The sequence below is a fragment of the Colwellia marinimaniae genome (genome assembly GCF_002207865.1).
Classification (GTDB): domain Bacteria; phylum Pseudomonadota; class Gammaproteobacteria; order Enterobacterales; family Alteromonadaceae; genus Colwellia; species Colwellia marinimaniae.
Map to the genome: position 1 here is coordinate 19,360 of NZ_BDQM01000002.1, position 16,855 is coordinate 36,214.

Annotated in this window: 16 protein-coding genes; 13 read left to right on the top strand and 3 right to left on the bottom strand. The window is 40.0% G+C overall.

The annotated features are described in order from the left end of the window. Nucleotides 1-166 precede the first annotated feature (166 nt). The 5 genes from murI (at nt 167) to ruvX (ending at nt 5,409) form a co-directional block, all read left to right on the top strand. Nucleotides 167-976 carry a glutamate racemase gene (gene murI, locus MTCD1_RS01670; RefSeq protein ID WP_231732970.1) on the top strand — a complete coding sequence of 270 codons (810 nt, stop codon included), beginning with the start codon at nt 167-169 and terminating at the stop codon, nt 974-976. A 181-nt stretch (nt 977-1,157) separates the two neighbouring features. Beyond that, a complete protein-coding gene (metK, locus tag MTCD1_RS01675; RefSeq protein WP_057180083.1) occupies nt 1,158-2,345 on the top strand; it encodes a methionine adenosyltransferase in 1,188 nt (395 codons plus the stop codon). Between the two features lie 868 nt (nt 2,346-3,213). After that, entirely contained in the window at nt 3,214-4,188 is a 975-nt protein-coding gene (gshB, locus tag MTCD1_RS01680) for a glutathione synthase (protein WP_057180082.1), read from the top strand. 84 nt (nt 4,189-4,272) lie between these two features. Next, entirely contained in the window at nt 4,273-4,893 is a 621-nt protein-coding gene (locus MTCD1_RS01685) for a YqgE/AlgH family protein (RefSeq protein ID WP_057180346.1), read from the top strand. Between the two features lie 66 nt (nt 4,894-4,959). Next, entirely contained in the window at nt 4,960-5,409 is a 450-nt protein-coding gene (gene ruvX / locus MTCD1_RS01690; RefSeq protein ID WP_057180081.1) for a Holliday junction resolvase RuvX, read from the top strand. Between the two features lie 14 nt (nt 5,410-5,423). Here ruvX and MTCD1_RS01695 read toward each other — a convergent pair whose 3' ends face one another. Further along, entirely contained in the window at nt 5,424-6,317 is an 894-nt protein-coding gene (locus MTCD1_RS01695) for a peptidoglycan DD-metalloendopeptidase family protein (protein ID WP_057180080.1), read from the bottom strand. Nucleotides 6,318-6,463: 146 nt separating this feature from the next. Between MTCD1_RS01695 and MTCD1_RS01700 the strand changes: the two genes are divergently transcribed. Together MTCD1_RS01700 and MTCD1_RS01705 are read left to right on the top strand one after the other, a co-directional pair. Further along, nucleotides 6,464-6,901 (top strand): DUF4124 domain-containing protein, encoded by a 438-nt coding sequence (locus tag MTCD1_RS01700; RefSeq protein ID WP_057180079.1) that lies wholly within the window; start codon nt 6,464-6,466, stop codon nt 6,899-6,901. 51 nt (nt 6,902-6,952) lie between these two features. Beyond that, a complete protein-coding gene (locus tag MTCD1_RS01705; RefSeq protein ID WP_057180078.1) occupies nt 6,953-7,630 on the top strand; it encodes a DUF2982 domain-containing protein in 678 nt (225 codons plus the stop codon). A 26-nt stretch (nt 7,631-7,656) separates the two neighbouring features. Here MTCD1_RS01705 and MTCD1_RS01710 read toward each other — a convergent pair whose 3' ends face one another. Then, nucleotides 7,657-8,574, bottom strand: a complete 918-nt coding sequence (locus MTCD1_RS01710; RefSeq protein WP_057180077.1) for a LysR family transcriptional regulator — start codon at nt 8,572-8,574, stop codon at nt 7,657-7,659. 179 nt (nt 8,575-8,753) lie between these two features. Between MTCD1_RS01710 and MTCD1_RS01715 the strand changes: the two genes are divergently transcribed. From MTCD1_RS01715 to MTCD1_RS01725, 3 genes are all read left to right on the top strand, one after another. Next, nucleotides 8,754-9,278 carry an NADPH-dependent FMN reductase gene (locus tag MTCD1_RS01715; protein WP_057180076.1) on the top strand — a complete coding sequence of 175 codons (525 nt, stop codon included), beginning with the start codon at nt 8,754-8,756 and terminating at the stop codon, nt 9,276-9,278. 278 nt (nt 9,279-9,556) lie between these two features. Beyond that, nucleotides 9,557-10,819 (top strand): diaminopimelate decarboxylase, encoded by a 1,263-nt coding sequence (gene lysA / locus MTCD1_RS01720; protein ID WP_057180075.1) that lies wholly within the window; start codon nt 9,557-9,559, stop codon nt 10,817-10,819. Between the two features lie 836 nt (nt 10,820-11,655). Further along, a complete protein-coding gene (locus tag MTCD1_RS01725; RefSeq protein WP_057180074.1) occupies nt 11,656-12,462 on the top strand; it encodes a DUF481 domain-containing protein in 807 nt (268 codons plus the stop codon). Nucleotides 12,463-12,665: 203 nt separating this feature from the next. On the opposite strand, the gene MTCD1_RS01730 is transcribed toward MTCD1_RS01725, so the two are convergent. Beyond that, nucleotides 12,666-14,252, bottom strand: a complete 1,587-nt coding sequence (locus MTCD1_RS01730) for an isocitrate lyase (protein ID WP_057180073.1) — start codon at nt 14,250-14,252, stop codon at nt 12,666-12,668. Nucleotides 14,253-14,585: 333 nt separating this feature from the next. Between MTCD1_RS01730 and MTCD1_RS01735 the strand changes: the two genes are divergently transcribed. Genes MTCD1_RS01735 through MTCD1_RS01745 form a run of 3 tightly spaced genes read left to right on the top strand, consistent with a single transcriptional unit; the run spans nt 14,586 to nt 16,641 of the window. Continuing rightward, nucleotides 14,586-15,533, top strand: coding sequence for a LysR family transcriptional regulator (locus MTCD1_RS01735; protein ID WP_057180072.1), 948 nt, complete (start codon nt 14,586-14,588; stop codon nt 15,531-15,533). Between the two features lie 6 nt (nt 15,534-15,539). Beyond that, a complete protein-coding gene (locus tag MTCD1_RS01740; protein WP_057180071.1) occupies nt 15,540-15,926 on the top strand; it encodes a CidA/LrgA family protein in 387 nt (128 codons plus the stop codon). Beyond that, the gene (locus MTCD1_RS01745; RefSeq protein ID WP_057180070.1) at nt 15,919-16,641 is read left to right on the top strand and encodes an LrgB family protein; all 723 of its coding nucleotides are present in this window, start codon (nt 15,919-15,921) and stop codon (nt 16,639-16,641) included. Before MTCD1_RS01740 ends, MTCD1_RS01745 begins: the two co-directional genes overlap by 8 nt. Nucleotides 16,642-16,855 lie beyond the last annotated feature (214 nt).

Genomic DNA, 16,855 nt, shown 5'->3' on the forward strand with positions numbered 1-16,855 from the left:
TAAACAAAAAACCTTACATAATTAATTGTATTGCTTTTTTGCTGATAAAAGCAATACAATTTGCCCAGAACAAGCTAATTTATGTAGTTGAGCACAGAGCATCACTAGGCAAAAAACGTAATCAAGCAACTAATTCAAATAGCCAAGCAGTAAGAGCAAGTAATAAATGAAGCAAACAACAACTGACAACTCAGCCGCGATTGGCGTATTTGATTCGGGTGTCGGTGGACTTTCCATTGCCAAGTGTATAGCTCAGCAACTGCCCCATGAAAATATTATTTATATTGCCGATAGCCGCCATGCCCCTTATGGCGAGAAGTCGGTCGATTTTATTATCCAGCGCGTTAATACCATGGCAAAATTACTCCTTGCTAAGGGCGTTAAAGCCCTAGTCATTGCCTGTAATACCGCCACCGTTAATGCCATTGAGCAACTCAGAGCACAAGTAAATATCCCTATTATTGGTGTTGAGCCCGCAATTAAACCGGCAGCAAAGCAAAGTATCAGTAAAAAAATTGCCATATTAGCGACTCAAGCGACCAGTGAAAACCAACGTTTTAAAGACTTGATTGACCGGCACCATAATGGTGCGCAAATTTTCATTCAGCCCTGCCCTGGATTGGTCGAATTTATTGAGCAAGGCCAGCAGCACAGTCCCGCCTGTAATGCCTTATTAAGACAATATATTGAGCCCTTAGTTAAGCAAGGTATTGATACCCTAGTTTTGGGTTGTACCCACTACCCTTTTATACAACAACAAATAAGCGTTATTGCCGGTCAGCAAGTTAACATTATTGAAACTGCCGCTCCTGTTACCCAGCAGTTAATGAAGAAATTGGCTGAAAATAATTTAACTGCCGGTAAAACACAGCAAGGGCAGACTCAATTTTTTAGCTCGCTGGCGACTAAACAGCAAGAACAAATATTCAGCCAACTATGGCAAGCACCATTGACTTTACAGCCATTGAAGGAATAAAAATTACCCGAATAAGGGTTTACCTATAAGCAAAAAAAACAGAATAATTAACAGTGGGCAATAATATTTTAAATAATTTTAGCCGTTTAGCCGTCTAGGCGTAAAAAAAGCTAGATAGTTGTTTTCAACAGGTGTAGAATCGCCGCATTATTTTGTATAACTCAAATTTTTCTGAGGACTTATGTCTAGACACCTTTTTACTTCCGAGTCTGTTTCTGAAGGCCATCCTGATAAAATTGCCGATCAAATCTCTGATGCGGTTTTAGATGCCATTATTGCCAAAGATAAATATGCCCGTGTGGCGTGTGAGACTATGGTAAAAACCGGTGTTGCTATTATATCGGGTGAAGTATCGACTAATGCTTGGGTTGATTTAGAAAAAATAACCCGTAATGTCATTAGTGAAATAGGCTATACCTCGTCAGATGTTGGTTTTGATGGCGCAACCTGTGGCATCATGAATTTGATTGGTCAGCAATCACCTGAAATAGCGCAAGGTGTTGATCGTAGTAAGCCAGAAGATCAAGGTGCTGGTGACCAAGGTTTAATGTTTGGTTATGCAACCAATGAAACCTCAACCTTAATGCCTGCGCCCATATACTATGCACATCGTTTAGTTGAGCGCCAAGCTGAAGCACGTAAATCGGGTATTTTACCTTGGTTACGTCCAGACGCTAAATCTCAAGTGACGTTTATCTACGAAGATAATAAACCAATCGCTATTGATACCGTGGTACTTTCTACCCAGCATAATCCTGACATTAAGCAAGAAGATTTAGTAAGTGCGGTTATGGAAAATATCATCAAGCACGTATTACCTGCTGAGTTACTTACACCTGAAACCAAATACCATATCAATCCAACAGGTCGTTTTGTTATTGGCGGCCCAGTAGGTGATTGTGGTTTAACCGGTCGTAAGATTATTGTTGATACTTATGGCGGCATGGCACGTCACGGTGGTGGAGCTTTCTCAGGTAAAGATCCATCAAAAGTTGATCGCAGTGCTGCTTATGCAGGTCGTTATGTCGCTAAAAACATTGTTGCCGCTGGCATTGCCGAACGCCTTGAAATCCAAATTTCTTATGCTATTGGTGTTGCCGAGCCGACATCTATTTCAATCGATACTTTTGGTACCGGTAAAATATCTGAAGAAAAATTGGTCGAGCTAGTCCGTGAGCACTTTGACTTACGTCCATACGGCATTACTAAGATGTTAGATTTATTGCATCCTATGTATCAGCAAACGGCGGCATACGGTCACTTTGGTCGTGAACCCTATGAAATGACTGTCGGTGATGATACGTTCACCGCCTTTAGCTGGGAAAAAACCGATAAAGCGGACGATTTACGCAAAGCTGCGGGTTTATAACGTCAGTTAGCTCCAAGATACTATTTTCTGCGAGTGAGTAAATAGAAATTATGTATTGTGCTGACCCCTAGACATCCTGTCTCCGTTAGCTACTGTACATAAAAAAGCCGGTATACCTTTAGGTGTAGCGGCTTTTTTGTTTATGTTTTAGTCATAAAGACTAGCTAGCAGCACCTAATTTTTACCTAAGCCCAGCTTTAAATAACACCTTAGTACCTTTAGCACCCAGCGATTGGCAATATTTACTTGGTAGTCATTGCCAATCGCTGGTGTGCCGGCAAAAATATCAAGTAAACTTATGATGTTACCGTCACGTAGCTGAACTGAACTGAACTAACCAGTGAAATTCACTGGCAGCTTTTGTGCTGACTTCAGTATTTTTTTGTCAGAGAGCAGAGTTCAAGTTAGCTACAAGTTAGCTGCTATCAAATGAAATGAAATGAAATGAAATGAAATGAAAACGAGAGGATAAGTAATTTTATTCAATATTACATTGTTTTTTAACCTAAGCGCCCATATTTTATATTGCATCAACAATGGCAAAAAATTATCATTAGTGCCGGTGAGCAAAGCGGTCGGATCCATGTGGTCATTGTTGATGAGGTATAAGGGTTGTTCCCTTATCGAAATCAATAACGTAATATAAAGGCAATTATAAATTAGCCCTACCGGGCTTGTGCAAGACACATATTCAGCTGGCTTGGGTATGAAGCGTTGTTACCGTTATAGCCCAAATATTTTCATTGGCTACTGATATTTAAAGCAATGAGTTTTAACCGCTATGAGTGCTTAGCATAAACTCTAGCGCAGAGACTGCAATAATGACGGATAAAGGCAAGGTTAACATTAACACTGAACAGGAAAGATAATGACAACAACACAAAAAAAATCTCAAGCAATTAAACTTGGCGTGGTTATGGACCCTATATCACAAGTGAAAGTGGCCAAAGATTCAACCATGGCGATGATGTTTGAAGCCCAAAAACGTGGTTATGAACTGTACTACATGGAAATGAAAGATTTATACCTTGAACAAGGTCAATGTCGAGCGACGACACACAGAATAAAAGTCTTTGATGATAGTGAACATTGGTATGAATTGTCTGACCCTCAAGATATCGCGGTAAGTGAATTAGATGTAGTATTAATGCGAAAGGATCCACCGTTTGATACTGAATTTATTTATGCAACCTACATGCTAGAACGAGCTGAAGTTGAAGGCACACTTATTGTCAATAAACCACAAAGTTTACGTGACTGTAATGAAAAACTATTTACCGCGTGGTTTAGTGATTATACCCCTAAAACGTTAGTCACGCGTAGCAGTAAAAAAATTCGCGAATTTCACCAAACACAAAAAGACATCATTATTAAACCCCTTGATGGCATGGGTGGTGCGTCAATATTCCGCATAAAAGCTGATGACGTGAATATTGGCGTCATTATCGAAACCTTAACCAACCATGGCGAGCAATATGCCATGGTCCAAGAGTTTTTGCCAGCCATTGCCGACGGTGATAAGCGTATTCTTATTGTTAATGGCGAGCCTATGCCTTATTGTTTAGCGCGTATACCGGCTAAAGGTGAAACTCGTGGTAATTTGGCTGTAGGCGGACGTGGCGTTGCTCAACCATTAAGTGTTAGCGACAAGGCTATTGCTGATGCCATTGCCCCTGAATTGAAAAGACGTGGTTTATTATTTGTTGGCCTTGATGTTATTGGTGATAAAATCACGGAAATTAATGTGACTAGCCCAACGTGTATTCGTGAAATTGAAGCGGCTTATCCAATAAATATTAGCGGCAAGTTAATGGATGCCATTGAAGATAACATCAATAAATAAGAGCTAAACTGCATGGAAAAACGACAAAAAACAGCATTAAAAACAAAATTAACCCGTTCGCAGGAGCAAGGTGAGTCGCCATCAATGATGAGTTTAGAAAATCAATTATTGATTGCCATGCCCACCCTTGCTGATCCCTATTTTCAGAAGACTGTAACTTACATTTGTGAACACAATAAAGCTGGTGCTATGGGCTTGATCATCAACTTGCCGGTAAATATCACCGTAGCGGATTTACTTAAGCAAATAGAGCCAGTAGAAGCGGCCAAAAACGACAGTTGTGACTTGCCTGATAACAGTGATAGTACTGAGACCACGGCGGTAACTGATAGCAAGAATAGCTTAAAGCAATTAGTACTCTCAGGTGGCCCCCTTGCTCAACACCGTGGTTTTGTTTTACATAGCTCACAAACGGGTTGGAATAGTTCATTGACCTTGAGTAAAGAGTTAATGATCACCACCTCAAAAGATATCCTTATGGCTTTGGGCACTGAAAAAGAACCAGAGCAATTTATGGTAACACTTGGTTATGCTAGTTGGGGACCCGGTCAACTTGAACAAGAGCTGCAAGCCAACTCGTGGTTAACCGCGCCTGCTGATAGCGAAATTCTTTTTAATACCCCTATCGAGCAACGTTGGAAAAAAGCCACTGAAATACTGGGAATCGATCTCGCTCACTTATCCTCAGATATTGGCCACGCTTAATTCTTCGCATAAATACTGTGACCTGAACTATGGCTCCCTTAATGACTGATTGCACCAAGGAAAAGAATGTCGACTAAAACTAAAGCGCCTATTGGCCAACGTACCGTTATCGGCTTCGATTTTGGTAAAAAATATATTGGCGTTGCCGTCGGCCAAGAAATGACCGGTAGTGCCACGCCTCTTGGCTCTATAAAAGCGACCGACGGTATGCCACATTGGCACAATTTAGCTAAATACCTGACAGAGTGGCAGCCTGACGTTATTGTCGTTGGTTTACCCCTTAATATGGATGGTAGTGAGCAGCAATTGACTCTCGATGCTAAGAAATTTGGCAAGCGAATCCAGGGCCGTTTTGGTATAAACGTGGAATTTCAAGATGAGCGCTTAACCACCGCCGATGCTAAAGAGCAGCTATTTGCTCGTGGTGGCTTTAAGAACCTTAAAAAGGATAATATTGATGCTGAGTCGGCCCGACTTATTATTGAAAGTTATTTTGCACAACAATATGGCGACTAATGGCAAAGAGCACATTAGGGTTTACTGGCTCCGACCATAATCATTGCTCTTTTGGGGGTAAATGCTCTGCCCTTTTTATCAATAAATTTAAAGGGTATGGCAATATTTTTTAACCCAGCATTTTTAATAATAGAAAAATGTAGATGTGGGCCGGTAGAAAAACCTGACGACCCTGAACGTGCCAGCCTATCGCCAACGGCCACTTTATCTCCCTCCTTAACCAAAGCAGTAGCCATCAAGATATGTGCATACGATGAAAAAGTACCATCATCATGCAACACTTTAATGACATTAGCTTTATCGCGGAAGTAGCGAGTAGTGCCACTCATATGATAATCATCTTTCACCCAAACGACTGTGCCTGCTCGCACAGCAGTTAAGTAAGTACCCACATCCATAGCGATATCTACTGCATATTTATTATAATCATCGGTATGAGAAAAGCTGCCATTAAAGGCTTGGCTGATCCTATGCCCCTTAGGTGAAAAAAAAGGCGCATGGTATGGGTAATTATCTGCCACACTGCTGGGGTCACCCAGTGCCCAACGATACTGTACCTTGCTAGTATTTTTATCACTGTGACATAAAGCAATACTATCGCGTGCGGGGATCACTTTTCGAATTTCTTTTTGGGTCACGGGTGAGATAAAGCCGATTTCAATGGCGCTATAAAAATTATTTTTGCCATGGAGGGTAAAACCTTCACTATTTTTCACATAATAGAGCTCAATTTTGCTGCTTGGTTTTTTGGCTTGAGTATAGCTTAGCGTTTCAAAGCTTTGTTCTTTTTCTGGCGGCTTATCACTGAAAACCCAATTGCCTTTAGCATCTTGGTATTTATACATTTGCCCTGCTTGACCCAGATTAAGACCAGCAACAAGTAACATTAATACCAATAAAATTTTCATTGTTAACCGTCCTTGTTTTCCTTAAGTGATAAAACTATTCACTGCAAACTGCCATATACTGATCAAGCTATGTTATGGTTCATATTGAATGAGAACTCCTGCTTTTACATAACGATTTAAAGAGCATTAAAAAGGATTTTATCAATATGTTGAGACTATTAGGCACGATTTTACTACTAGCAGCCAGCACTTTATCATTTAATTTAAGCGCTGAAATTTATACTTGGACCGATAAATACGGCAAAGTTCACTTCAGTGATAAGCCCATAGATGGTGAAAAAGTCACCACTGTAACGCCCAAAGAAAATCATAATATTGCTGATGTAGTCAGCAAAGACAGTCAGTGGCAACAAGACTATAATAAGACTAAGCAAGCGAAAGCTGAACGAGCACAAAAAGAGGCCACGTTAGCTAAAAAAAATAAAGGCTATTGCAAGCAACTAAAAAGCCAGCTAGCAATCATTAGTCAAGGCGGCCGAATTTATATGATGTCACCTGATGGTCAGCGTAGCTTTAAAAGTGAAGCGCAACTAACGGCTCAAAAGAAAAAACTCAATAAGACCATTAAGAAAACCTGTCGGTAACTTAAAAATAATTTTGCTCAAGTAAGCCCCTAGGTGTGAGAGGTGTGGCTAATGACAAATAAATTACCTGTTATAAAGATTAAAGCGCAAAGTAATCACCATGCCATATTTTTAATGTTAACAGCGCTCATGCTATTTATTATGATCTTAGTATTTAGCCAAGGCTATTGGCGACAATATCAGCTGGTGTTGATTTTTATCTACCTTACCTCATTGGTCATTTTTATCACGGGATTAGCTAAGTACCTGCAACCAAAATATAGTTTATGCCTTAATCCTCAAGGCATAAGATATCAACATAGCTATGGCCACTGGCAAGTTAACTGGCAACAGATACAGCGCATTGCTTTAATGAATGAAAGCTTAGGTTTTATACAAGTACAGTTACCCTATATTGGTATTCGTCTAAAACATTTATCGACTCTGGCCAAGCAAATTTCGCCGCGCTTAGCCAATCGCCTGATTCATGAACAAAGGCCCTTATTAGCCTTTGCTATTCAACAACAGTTAATTAGCCTGGAGCAAAGTCAGCTTAATTTCGAACCTTTTCAATTATCTTCAGGAGAGTCACTGATCGGCCCCTTAGCCGCATTTCTTCACCACAGTACCGTGTTACATCAGGCCTTTGGTTACCATTTATTTCTGCCTGAAACAGCCCTTGACCGTGAGCTGAATGAGTTTTGTACTTTACTAAAACAGTGCATGCAATCATCAGTTGAATATAGCTGAGCAATACTTTACTCATGGCTAATCAATTAAAGCGCAACCTTAGGCATTTTTTCAACCAGTAAATCAATAAAACAACGTACTTTAGGTGATAAGTGTTTTCTACTGGGGTAAATAGCATAAACATCAATAGTTGGAGGAATATAATCGTTAAGTAAGATAACTAATTGTTGCTGTTGCAGGGCTTTTTCCATAACAAATTCAGGTAAGCGGCAAATACCATGACCTGCAAGTACCATGGCCAACTCCATACTAGCGCTGTTGCATAATAACTTAGCTTTCACTTCAACTTGGCTATGTGTGCCATTGTTATGGCTATAGCTCCATTTATTAGCTTGCTTTAAATTACTATAACAAATGCACTGGTGTTCACTGAGTTGCGCTACCGTTGTAGGCACACCAAAGCGTTTAAGGTAATCGTGTGATGCCACGGTATAGCTTTTACAGCTATATATTTTACGGCAAACTAAACTTGATTCAGCCAACTGCTCTGTTGCTCTAATGACTAAGTCAAAGCCATCTTGAACTAGATCGACATGTCGATCATTTAAGTCTAATTCCAGATTTACTTGCGGGTATTGGTGCATAAACGCTGACACCACCTCTTGTAAATGGCTTTGGGCAAAGGAAGTTGGACAACTCACTTTAAGTACACCTTTAGGTTCAATATGACTTTGCTTTAATAAAGACACCGCATCATGAGCATCAAAGACCAGCTGCTGACATTGCTCATAGTAAACTTGTCCTTCTGGGGTCAAACTGATAGAGCGAGTAGTGCGATTTAATAACCGTACACCCACACGTGTTTCAAGTTTATTGAGTGTTTTACTAATGTAGGAGTTTGAGTGCCCGGTCGCTATCGCTGCGCCAGAAAAACTGCCACAGTCAACGACTTGGGTAAAGATAACCATGCCGTCAAATAGCTTGGAATCGTGATTATGAGTCATATGGAAATAGTTTTTATCATTTAAGGGTATTAATTACGTTTGGTTATAGCTGTATACTACTCACATCTTAAGACTAAACCAAAGGGTTAGTCACTTATTTACCATTGAACTAAGTATTGAATTAAGTATTGAATTAATCATATATCTAAATTATTTAGATAATTACAGGACGCATCATTATGAAATTATTAGCCTTCGCAGCCAGCAGCAGCTCAAAGTCAATCAACAAACAATTAGCAACGTATGCCGCTTCTCTGGTACCTGATGCCACGGTAGAAATATTAGATATTAACGATTATGAAATGCCTTTATTCAGTCAAGATAGAGAAGATGAATTAGGTCAACCCGATGCTGCCAAAGCTTTTTACGCTAAATTAGGCCAAGCCGATGCTATTATCATTTCTTTTGCTGAGCACAATGGCTCTTATACCGCAGCTTATAAAAACTTATTTGACTGGACCTCACGCATCAACATGAAGTTATTTCAAAATAAACCTATGGTTTTATTGGCTACCTCTCCAGGCCCCGGTGGCGCTAACACAGTATTAACCGCAGCAACAGCCTCAGCGCCTTATTTTGCCGCGGATGTAAAAGCGAGTTTATCCATTCCAAGTTTCTTTGATAATTTTGATAGTGACAAACAAGAAATTACTAATCCGGACCTACTTGATGAATTACAGTCGGCTCTGGCACAGCTAAGCTAAAGAACCGCGGAAATTCACTAAAATCAACTTGAGCTTAGTTAAATTAGCTAGCTCAAGTAACGCCCTCAAGTGGCAATAGAGATAATATTTACCTCCACGTTAACCGTCTAAGTCCCGGCTGAATCGATTAAATGCAGTAGGGAAACACCTAGCCCATTCGATACCAGTTATGAGCTATAACTTTTTACCCAGACCTTATTACACTTAGCCCTTGAATAGTGCCACCAGTTAGCATAAATTGAGCTACATTATCTTTGCTCAAGACCCATGATTACCCTATGACACCAGTTAGCTACTTCCCACACAAAAATGATGAAATGTATGTTGATGATATTGCTATTAGTGATATTGCCAAACAGGTAAAAACACCTTTTTATTGCTATTCAAGCGCGGCCATTGAAGCAAGTTTTCAAGATTATCAACAGGCATTTAGCGCTCAAGACACTCTGATTTGTTATGCAGTAAAAGCGAATAGCAACCAAGCGGTACTTGCCACTTTAGCAAAATTGGGCTCAGGCGCTGATGTGGTATCTATGGGAGAAATTCGTCGCGCCATTGCTGCTGGCATCCCCCCAAATAAAATTGTTTATTCTGGGGTGGCTAAAACCCAAGATGAAATCCACTACGCGTTATCCTTAGGTATTTTACAATTTAATGTTGAGTCGGAGCCTGAGCTAGAGTTGATATCGAAAGTTGCCAGCTCACTTAATACCACAGCAGCGATTGCTTTTCGCATTAACCCTGATGTTTGTGCGCAAACTCATGAAAAAATTTCCACCGGAAAGGCAGAAAACAAGTTTGGTATTCCTATTTCCAAGGCACAATTGGCCTATAAAAAAGCCGCAGCGTTACCCGGCATAAAAGTTCAAGGTGTGGATGTACACATTGGCTCGCAATTAACCAGTTTGGCTCCTTTTGCCGAAGCTTACCAACGTATTGCCGAACTGGTTACTGCGCTTCGAGCCGATGGTCATGACATTAGTGTAATTGATGTTGGTGGTGGCTTAGGCATTACCTACCGTGATGAAGTTATTCCCAGCAAGCAAGCCTATGCCGATATAGTCAACGCCCAACTTGGCCAACTTAATTGCAAAATAATTATCGAGCCGGGTCGCTCGCTATTGGGCAATGCGGGGATTCTGGTAGCCAGTGTTGTTTTTGTAAAAGAGGGTGAAGAACGGCAATTTTTACTGCTCGATGCTGGTATGAACGATTTAATCAGACCCAGTATGTATGATGCATATCATCAAATTTTTGCCGTCAATAAGGCTAAAAAATCACTAAAAACCTATGATGTCGTTGGGCCTGTTTGTGAAACTGGCGATACCTTTGCCAAAGCGCGGCAAGTGCATGAGTCAAATGCCGGCGATTTGATTGCCATTATGAGCTGTGGGGCCTATGGCGCGGTTATGTCATCAAATTATAATACCCGTATGCTGGCGCCAGAAGTAATGGTTAAAGGCAGTAAATTTGCAATAGTGAAAAAGCGCCCTAGTTATGAAGAAATCATCAATCAAGATATTATACCAAGCTGGCTTTAGCAAAGGTGCCAAGGACAGGCTTATGTTCATCTTTTTATCAAGCGTTGCACCTTAACACTGCGGACCAAGCAACCTTATCTAGCGCAGGCCGAAAAATTTAATAGCACCTTGCTTCTGCCATTAGCCGGCTTTAAAGGCTGGGCAATATTTGCCAACAGCAGGCGATAATCAACATGGCCATAGAGCACTTACAGAGTAGATAACATGTTTTTCGAACCAGCATAGCCGCCGCGCTCAGCCCATGGTTGTGGAATTTTATTACTGCCATCACCAAAACATCAAGCTAGTGGTAACCTAGCTCAATTTTATTGGCTAATTTTTCATTTAATTATACCAAATCAATTAAGTTTGTTACCACTCAGAGTTTAAAACACTAATTGCTGAGCCTAGTTAGTCGGTAAAATATTTCTCAGCTATATGGTATTAATAAATTAAGCTGTGTTGTAGTTAGGTGTTGGTAATATAGTAAGTTATTGATTTTATAGTGAGTGTTGGTGGTGTGATAAAAGCGAGCGTCACAAGCATGACGGTATATGGATATACCCTTACTAGACAGTGCAGGAGCACACTGTCCTGATGCTTGTGCAGAGCCCCATGGATGGGTTTATGCGTCTCGCTTATTTACTCGCCGACACTAAACAACAACAGAGCCATAAATTAACATGATGATATTTATTGTTTAATTAACTGAGTTATCGCAATAAGGTAAAACTTATTACGATTTTTTCATTTACATAAGTTTACAAGTTGGCTGTCATCTAAAAATTTGATAGGATCGCGAAAAATTAATCCCTCCAACATTTTAACTGATCAATTATCATTTTTTAAGGATGAACATGAAATCTAAAATAGCTGCTGCAGCTCTGCTGTTATTACCTTTTACTGGCCAATATGCCTTGGCTGAAGAAGCGGTTGATGAAGAAAAATCATCATTAACTATTTCGGCAGAATTAGGGTTTTTATTTACCACGGGTAATACCAAAACTGGTGATATCAAAGCGGGTATAAATCTTAAACATGAAGCAGGACAATGGTTAAACTCATTGTCTTTTAATGCCCTTGCTAAGAAGCTTGAAACAGAAGATAAAATAACAAAAGAAAAGTCTTTTGAAAGCACAGATAATAAATGGGACATCCTAGGGCAGACTAACTACTCGCTAGAAGAAGGTGGTAAAAACTACCTTTACGGCAGCGCTTATTATGAACAAGATAAGTTCAGTAGTTTTCAATACCAAACTTCAGCTTCTTTTGGTTGGGGTCGTCACTGGTGGGAAACTGAAACTAGTTCATTTTTCGCTGATATTGGCCCAGGTGTAAAATACGACGTTATTCGCGCAATAGCGGCGACAGCAACAACTGCCGCAATTATTGAAAGCAGTGAAACTGCTGCCATTGTGCAAGCCCAAGCGTTATACACTAAACAAATCAATGACTTTGTTGAATTCAAACAATACTTTGTTGCCAAACAAGCATTCGAGTCTGGTAAAAACAGTGTCTATAAATCAGAGACTTCATTGACTACCAAGCTAATGGAATCTTTACAATTCAAGTTTTCTTTTCGTGTTGATTACGATACTGAAGTAGAACAAGGTTTTGAAAATACTAACACTGAAACATCAGTGACCTTAGTTTATAGCTTCTAATACCAACCGGTATACGGTGAACAGCTTGAGAACTTAGTTGTTTTATCGCTAAGTTAATAGTCAAAAAGGCTGTTATTTCTTTTAGAAAGCAGCCTTTTTTATTGTCTATTTCTTGCTTATGAAAACTTAAACCACTGCTCATTAAACATAAAAAACCAGTCGTTAAGACTGGTTTTTTATTAGTTAACTAGTTAGTAAGGAATCTAGCTAAACTGGTTAGACGTATTGTTCGCGCCGCCAGCTTTAAGGGCATTCTCACCAGCAAAGTATTCTTTGTGATCATCACCCATGTCAGAGCCTGACATATTTTGATGCTTAACACAGGCGATACCTTGACGAATTTCTTTACGCTGTACACCTTTAACATAACCCAGCATAGCCTCATCACCAAAGTACTCTTTCGCCAAGTTATCAACAGACAATGCTGTGGTATGGTAAGTAGGCAAAGTGATCAAGTGATGGAATATACCGGCTTCACGTGCAGTATCCGCTTGGAAACTACGAATCTTGTCATCCGCACGTTTAGATAATTCAGTTTCGTCATAGTCAACATTCATTAAATCAGCACGAACATAAGCCGATGTATCTTCACCCGCCTCGATCATAGCGTCATATGCTTGTTGACGGAAGTTTAACGTCCAGTTAAATGATGGGCTGTTATTGTAAACCAGTTTAGCATTCGGAATTTCTTTACGAACTTCGTTCATCATTGCCGTGATATCGGCAACGTTTGGTGTGGCTGTTTCTATCCAAAGCAAGTCAGCACCCGCTTTAATTGCTTCGATGCTGTCAAATACGCAACGCTCTTCACCGGTTCCTTGACGGAATTGGTATAAACCAGAAGGCAAACGTTTAGGACGAACAAGCTTGCCGTTACGGTTAAAGCAGACATCGCCTTGTGCCATATCAGCTACGTCAATTTCTTCAACGTCTAGGAATGAGTTATATATATCACCTTGATCGCCCGGCTCTTTAACCACCGCAATTTCTTTGGTCAGGCCAGCACCTTCAGAGTCAGTACGTGCAACGATAATACCGTTGTCGACACCTAGCTCTAGGAAAGCATAACGCAAGGCGCGGATCTTGGAATGAAAATCAGTGTGAGGAACCGTTACTTTACCGTCTTGATGACCACATTGCTTTTCATCTGCAACTTGGTTTTCAATTTGCAGGGCACAAGCACCGGCTTCGATCATTTGTTTTGCCATGATATAAGTGGCTTCCGCGTTACCAAAACCCGCATCGATATCGGCAATAATTGGCACTACGTGAGTAACGTGATTATCGATTTTGTCTTGGATGGCAGCTTTGTCGCTATCGCTTGCCGCATCTAGTTCGCGGAAAAGACCACCTAATTCTCGGGCATCAGCTTGACGTAGGAAGGTATAAAGCTCTTTAACCAGAGCGGCTACCGACGTTTTTTCGTGCATAGATTGATCAGGAAGAGGTCCAAATTCACTGCGAAGTGCCGCCACCATCCAACCAGAAAGGTATAAATAACGACGGTCTGTTTTACCATCAAAATGTTTCTTGATAGAAATCATTTTTTGTTGACCAACAAAACCGTGCCAACAACCTAAAGACTGAGTGTACTTAGAGCTATCAGCATCATAAGCGTCCATATCACTGCGCATAATGTCTGCGGTATATTTAGCGATGTCTAGACCCGTTTTGAATCTGTTCTGGGTACGCATGCGAGCAGCAGACTCAGGGCTAATAGCGGCCCATGAACTACCCGCTTGTGCCTTAATGGCTTTAACTGCTTCAATTGCACTTTGATAGTTAGACATATCATTCTCCAAAAGTCTTGTTGTAGATTAAATAGGTGTTATTAGTATTGGCTGATTAACTTGCTAATTGAGACCTTAAATCAAAGGGTCAAACCTTAAGGTGAATATTAAAAAGTAAGTTTTCAAACCGGACTACAAAAACAATAACCTATGTTTAGGGTATTTTTAAAATATATATTTACTATTACCATCATTCACACAATGAATAAAACTTGCCGTTATGCCACTTATCAACCACTTTTTTATCACTATATTGCTAAAAACACATTGAATTAGCTCTTAATTTAGCTTATATCTACCTGACTTATATTTATCGAGAGAGCCATTAACGACATGAATATTTCTAAAATCGATTTAAACCTACTTATTTATTTAGACGTATTATTGCGAGAAAAGAATGTTACTCGGGCAGCAAGCCAGCTTAATATTACCCAACCGGCGATGAGTAATGGCTTAAAACGGCTCAGGACTTTATTTAACGATCCCATTTTAGTACGTACTTCTAATGGCATGGTCCCGACAGAACGTGCTCGCGTTTTAGGTCCAAGTATTCGTAAAATATTGCTTGATTTAGAAGAAGCTTTGCAAGGCGAGGAAGAATTTAACGAATTTAACAGTCAACGTGTTTTTAGGATCATGGCCAGTGATTATGCTGCTTCAACGTTGCTCTCTACGCTACTAAGGTCTTTAAATGAAGTAGCCCCTAATATCACCTTAGACATTATGACGCCAAGTGATGTTACCTTTCATGATGTAGAGGCAGGTAAAATTGATATGGCGATTAACCGTTTTGATGAATTGCCACAATCTTTCCATCAAAAAACAATTTGGCGTGACTCTTTTTCCTGTTTATTAAGCGCTGACAACCCATTAGTCAATAAATTTAATTTAAACGCTTACCTTAGCGCAAAACACGTGTGGGTTTCAAAAACTGGCTTTGGTGTTGGCGTGGGTATGGATCCTAAAGATGTGCAAAAGCTCGGTTGGGTTGATGAAGCGCTAGCCCGCTTAGGTAAGAAGCGTGACATTAAAGTTTTTACCCGTAATTACCATGTTGCTATGCAATTTGCTTATGAAGATAATTTAATTGCTACTTTACCGACCAAAGCGGCGATGTTACACAAGAATGACAGTAACTATACTATTCTAAAACCGCCCTTTGATATCCCCGACATAGAGTTAAAAATGATCTGGAGTCCCTTATTACATCACGATGCCAGCCATATTTGGTTTAGAAAATTAGTCATTGCTGCGGCACAAACTTGTGAGAATAATAAATAACTGACGATGAAAAATGTGCTTTATACCCTTTTTGCCATCAGTATTAGTTTACTGCTAGGAAAGCTTGTTAACTATTTATTGTCAGGCCTACCAGCAAGCTTATACGGTATGGTTATTTATGCTGTTTTTTTACAACTAAACTGGTTTAGCCCGCATAAGGTTAGCGTTACTAATCAGTGGCTTATTAGAAATATGGGGGTTTGTTTTGTTCCTGCCGGCGTTGGTGTTATTAATCATTTTCAATTAATACAACAACACGGCATAGCCTTGATTACCATTATCTTTAGCTCGACTTTTCTTTTACTGACGGTCATAGGTTGTCTCAGTGAACGCTTTCTTATTACACCTGTACCCGATGATGACAGTACATCCGCAGGTGAAAATAATGCTTGATAGTGTGCTAATTAACACGCCTATTTTAGCAAGTATCGCCATCACCTTGACTACGGTTGCCACCTATCAATTATCCGCAAAACTTCAACAAAAATGGCAATCAATTTGGTTAAACCCGATGTTGCTTACCATCATTTTATTAGTACCCCTACTGCTTTTTCTTGATATAACGTATCAGCAATATAGCCAAGCAACTTACTTTCTTAATCTTATGTTAGAACCAGCGATTGTTGCCCTAGGTTTCCCACTTTATCAACAGCTCAGACAGATAAAATTTCATTGGCGGGAGATCATGTCTATCTTAGCCTTAGGTATTATAGTGGTGATATCAGTCAGCTTTATTATGGCGATGATCTTTATTAAAGCCCCTGAAATAGCCATAGCATTAGCACTTAAATCAGTAACCACACCTATTGGTATTACGTTAACCGAGCAATTATCTGGTGATAGCTCCATTACCACTTTTGCTATTTTGCTTGCCGGGCTATTTGGCGGTTTACTCGGTCCTGCTTGGCTTAGCTTTATTGGGGTAAACTCCGCAAAAGCTCAGGGTTTGGCCATAGGTAGTGCCAGTCATGCTATTGGTACCGCGGTGTTAGTTAGGGTTAGTGCTGAACATGGCGCTTACAGTTCAGTTGCCTTGATTTTATCCGCCTTACTTACCGCACTGATCAGCCCTTGGTTAGTACCGTTACTGCAGCAATTATTTAACTAAAAGGGGGTACCAGCACTCAGCAGCAAGAATCATTCACCATATGAATGCTGTTTATCATAAAGTACAATAATATCATGCTAGCTACATAATCTATAAAAATAATAACAAAATAACACTAACTAACAATAACTTAAATGGTGTTGTAGCCAAAATAGTCTGGCCTAGTATAAATTTATAAGCTTAAAGCACTATTGCCAGCAGTGATAATAAGCCA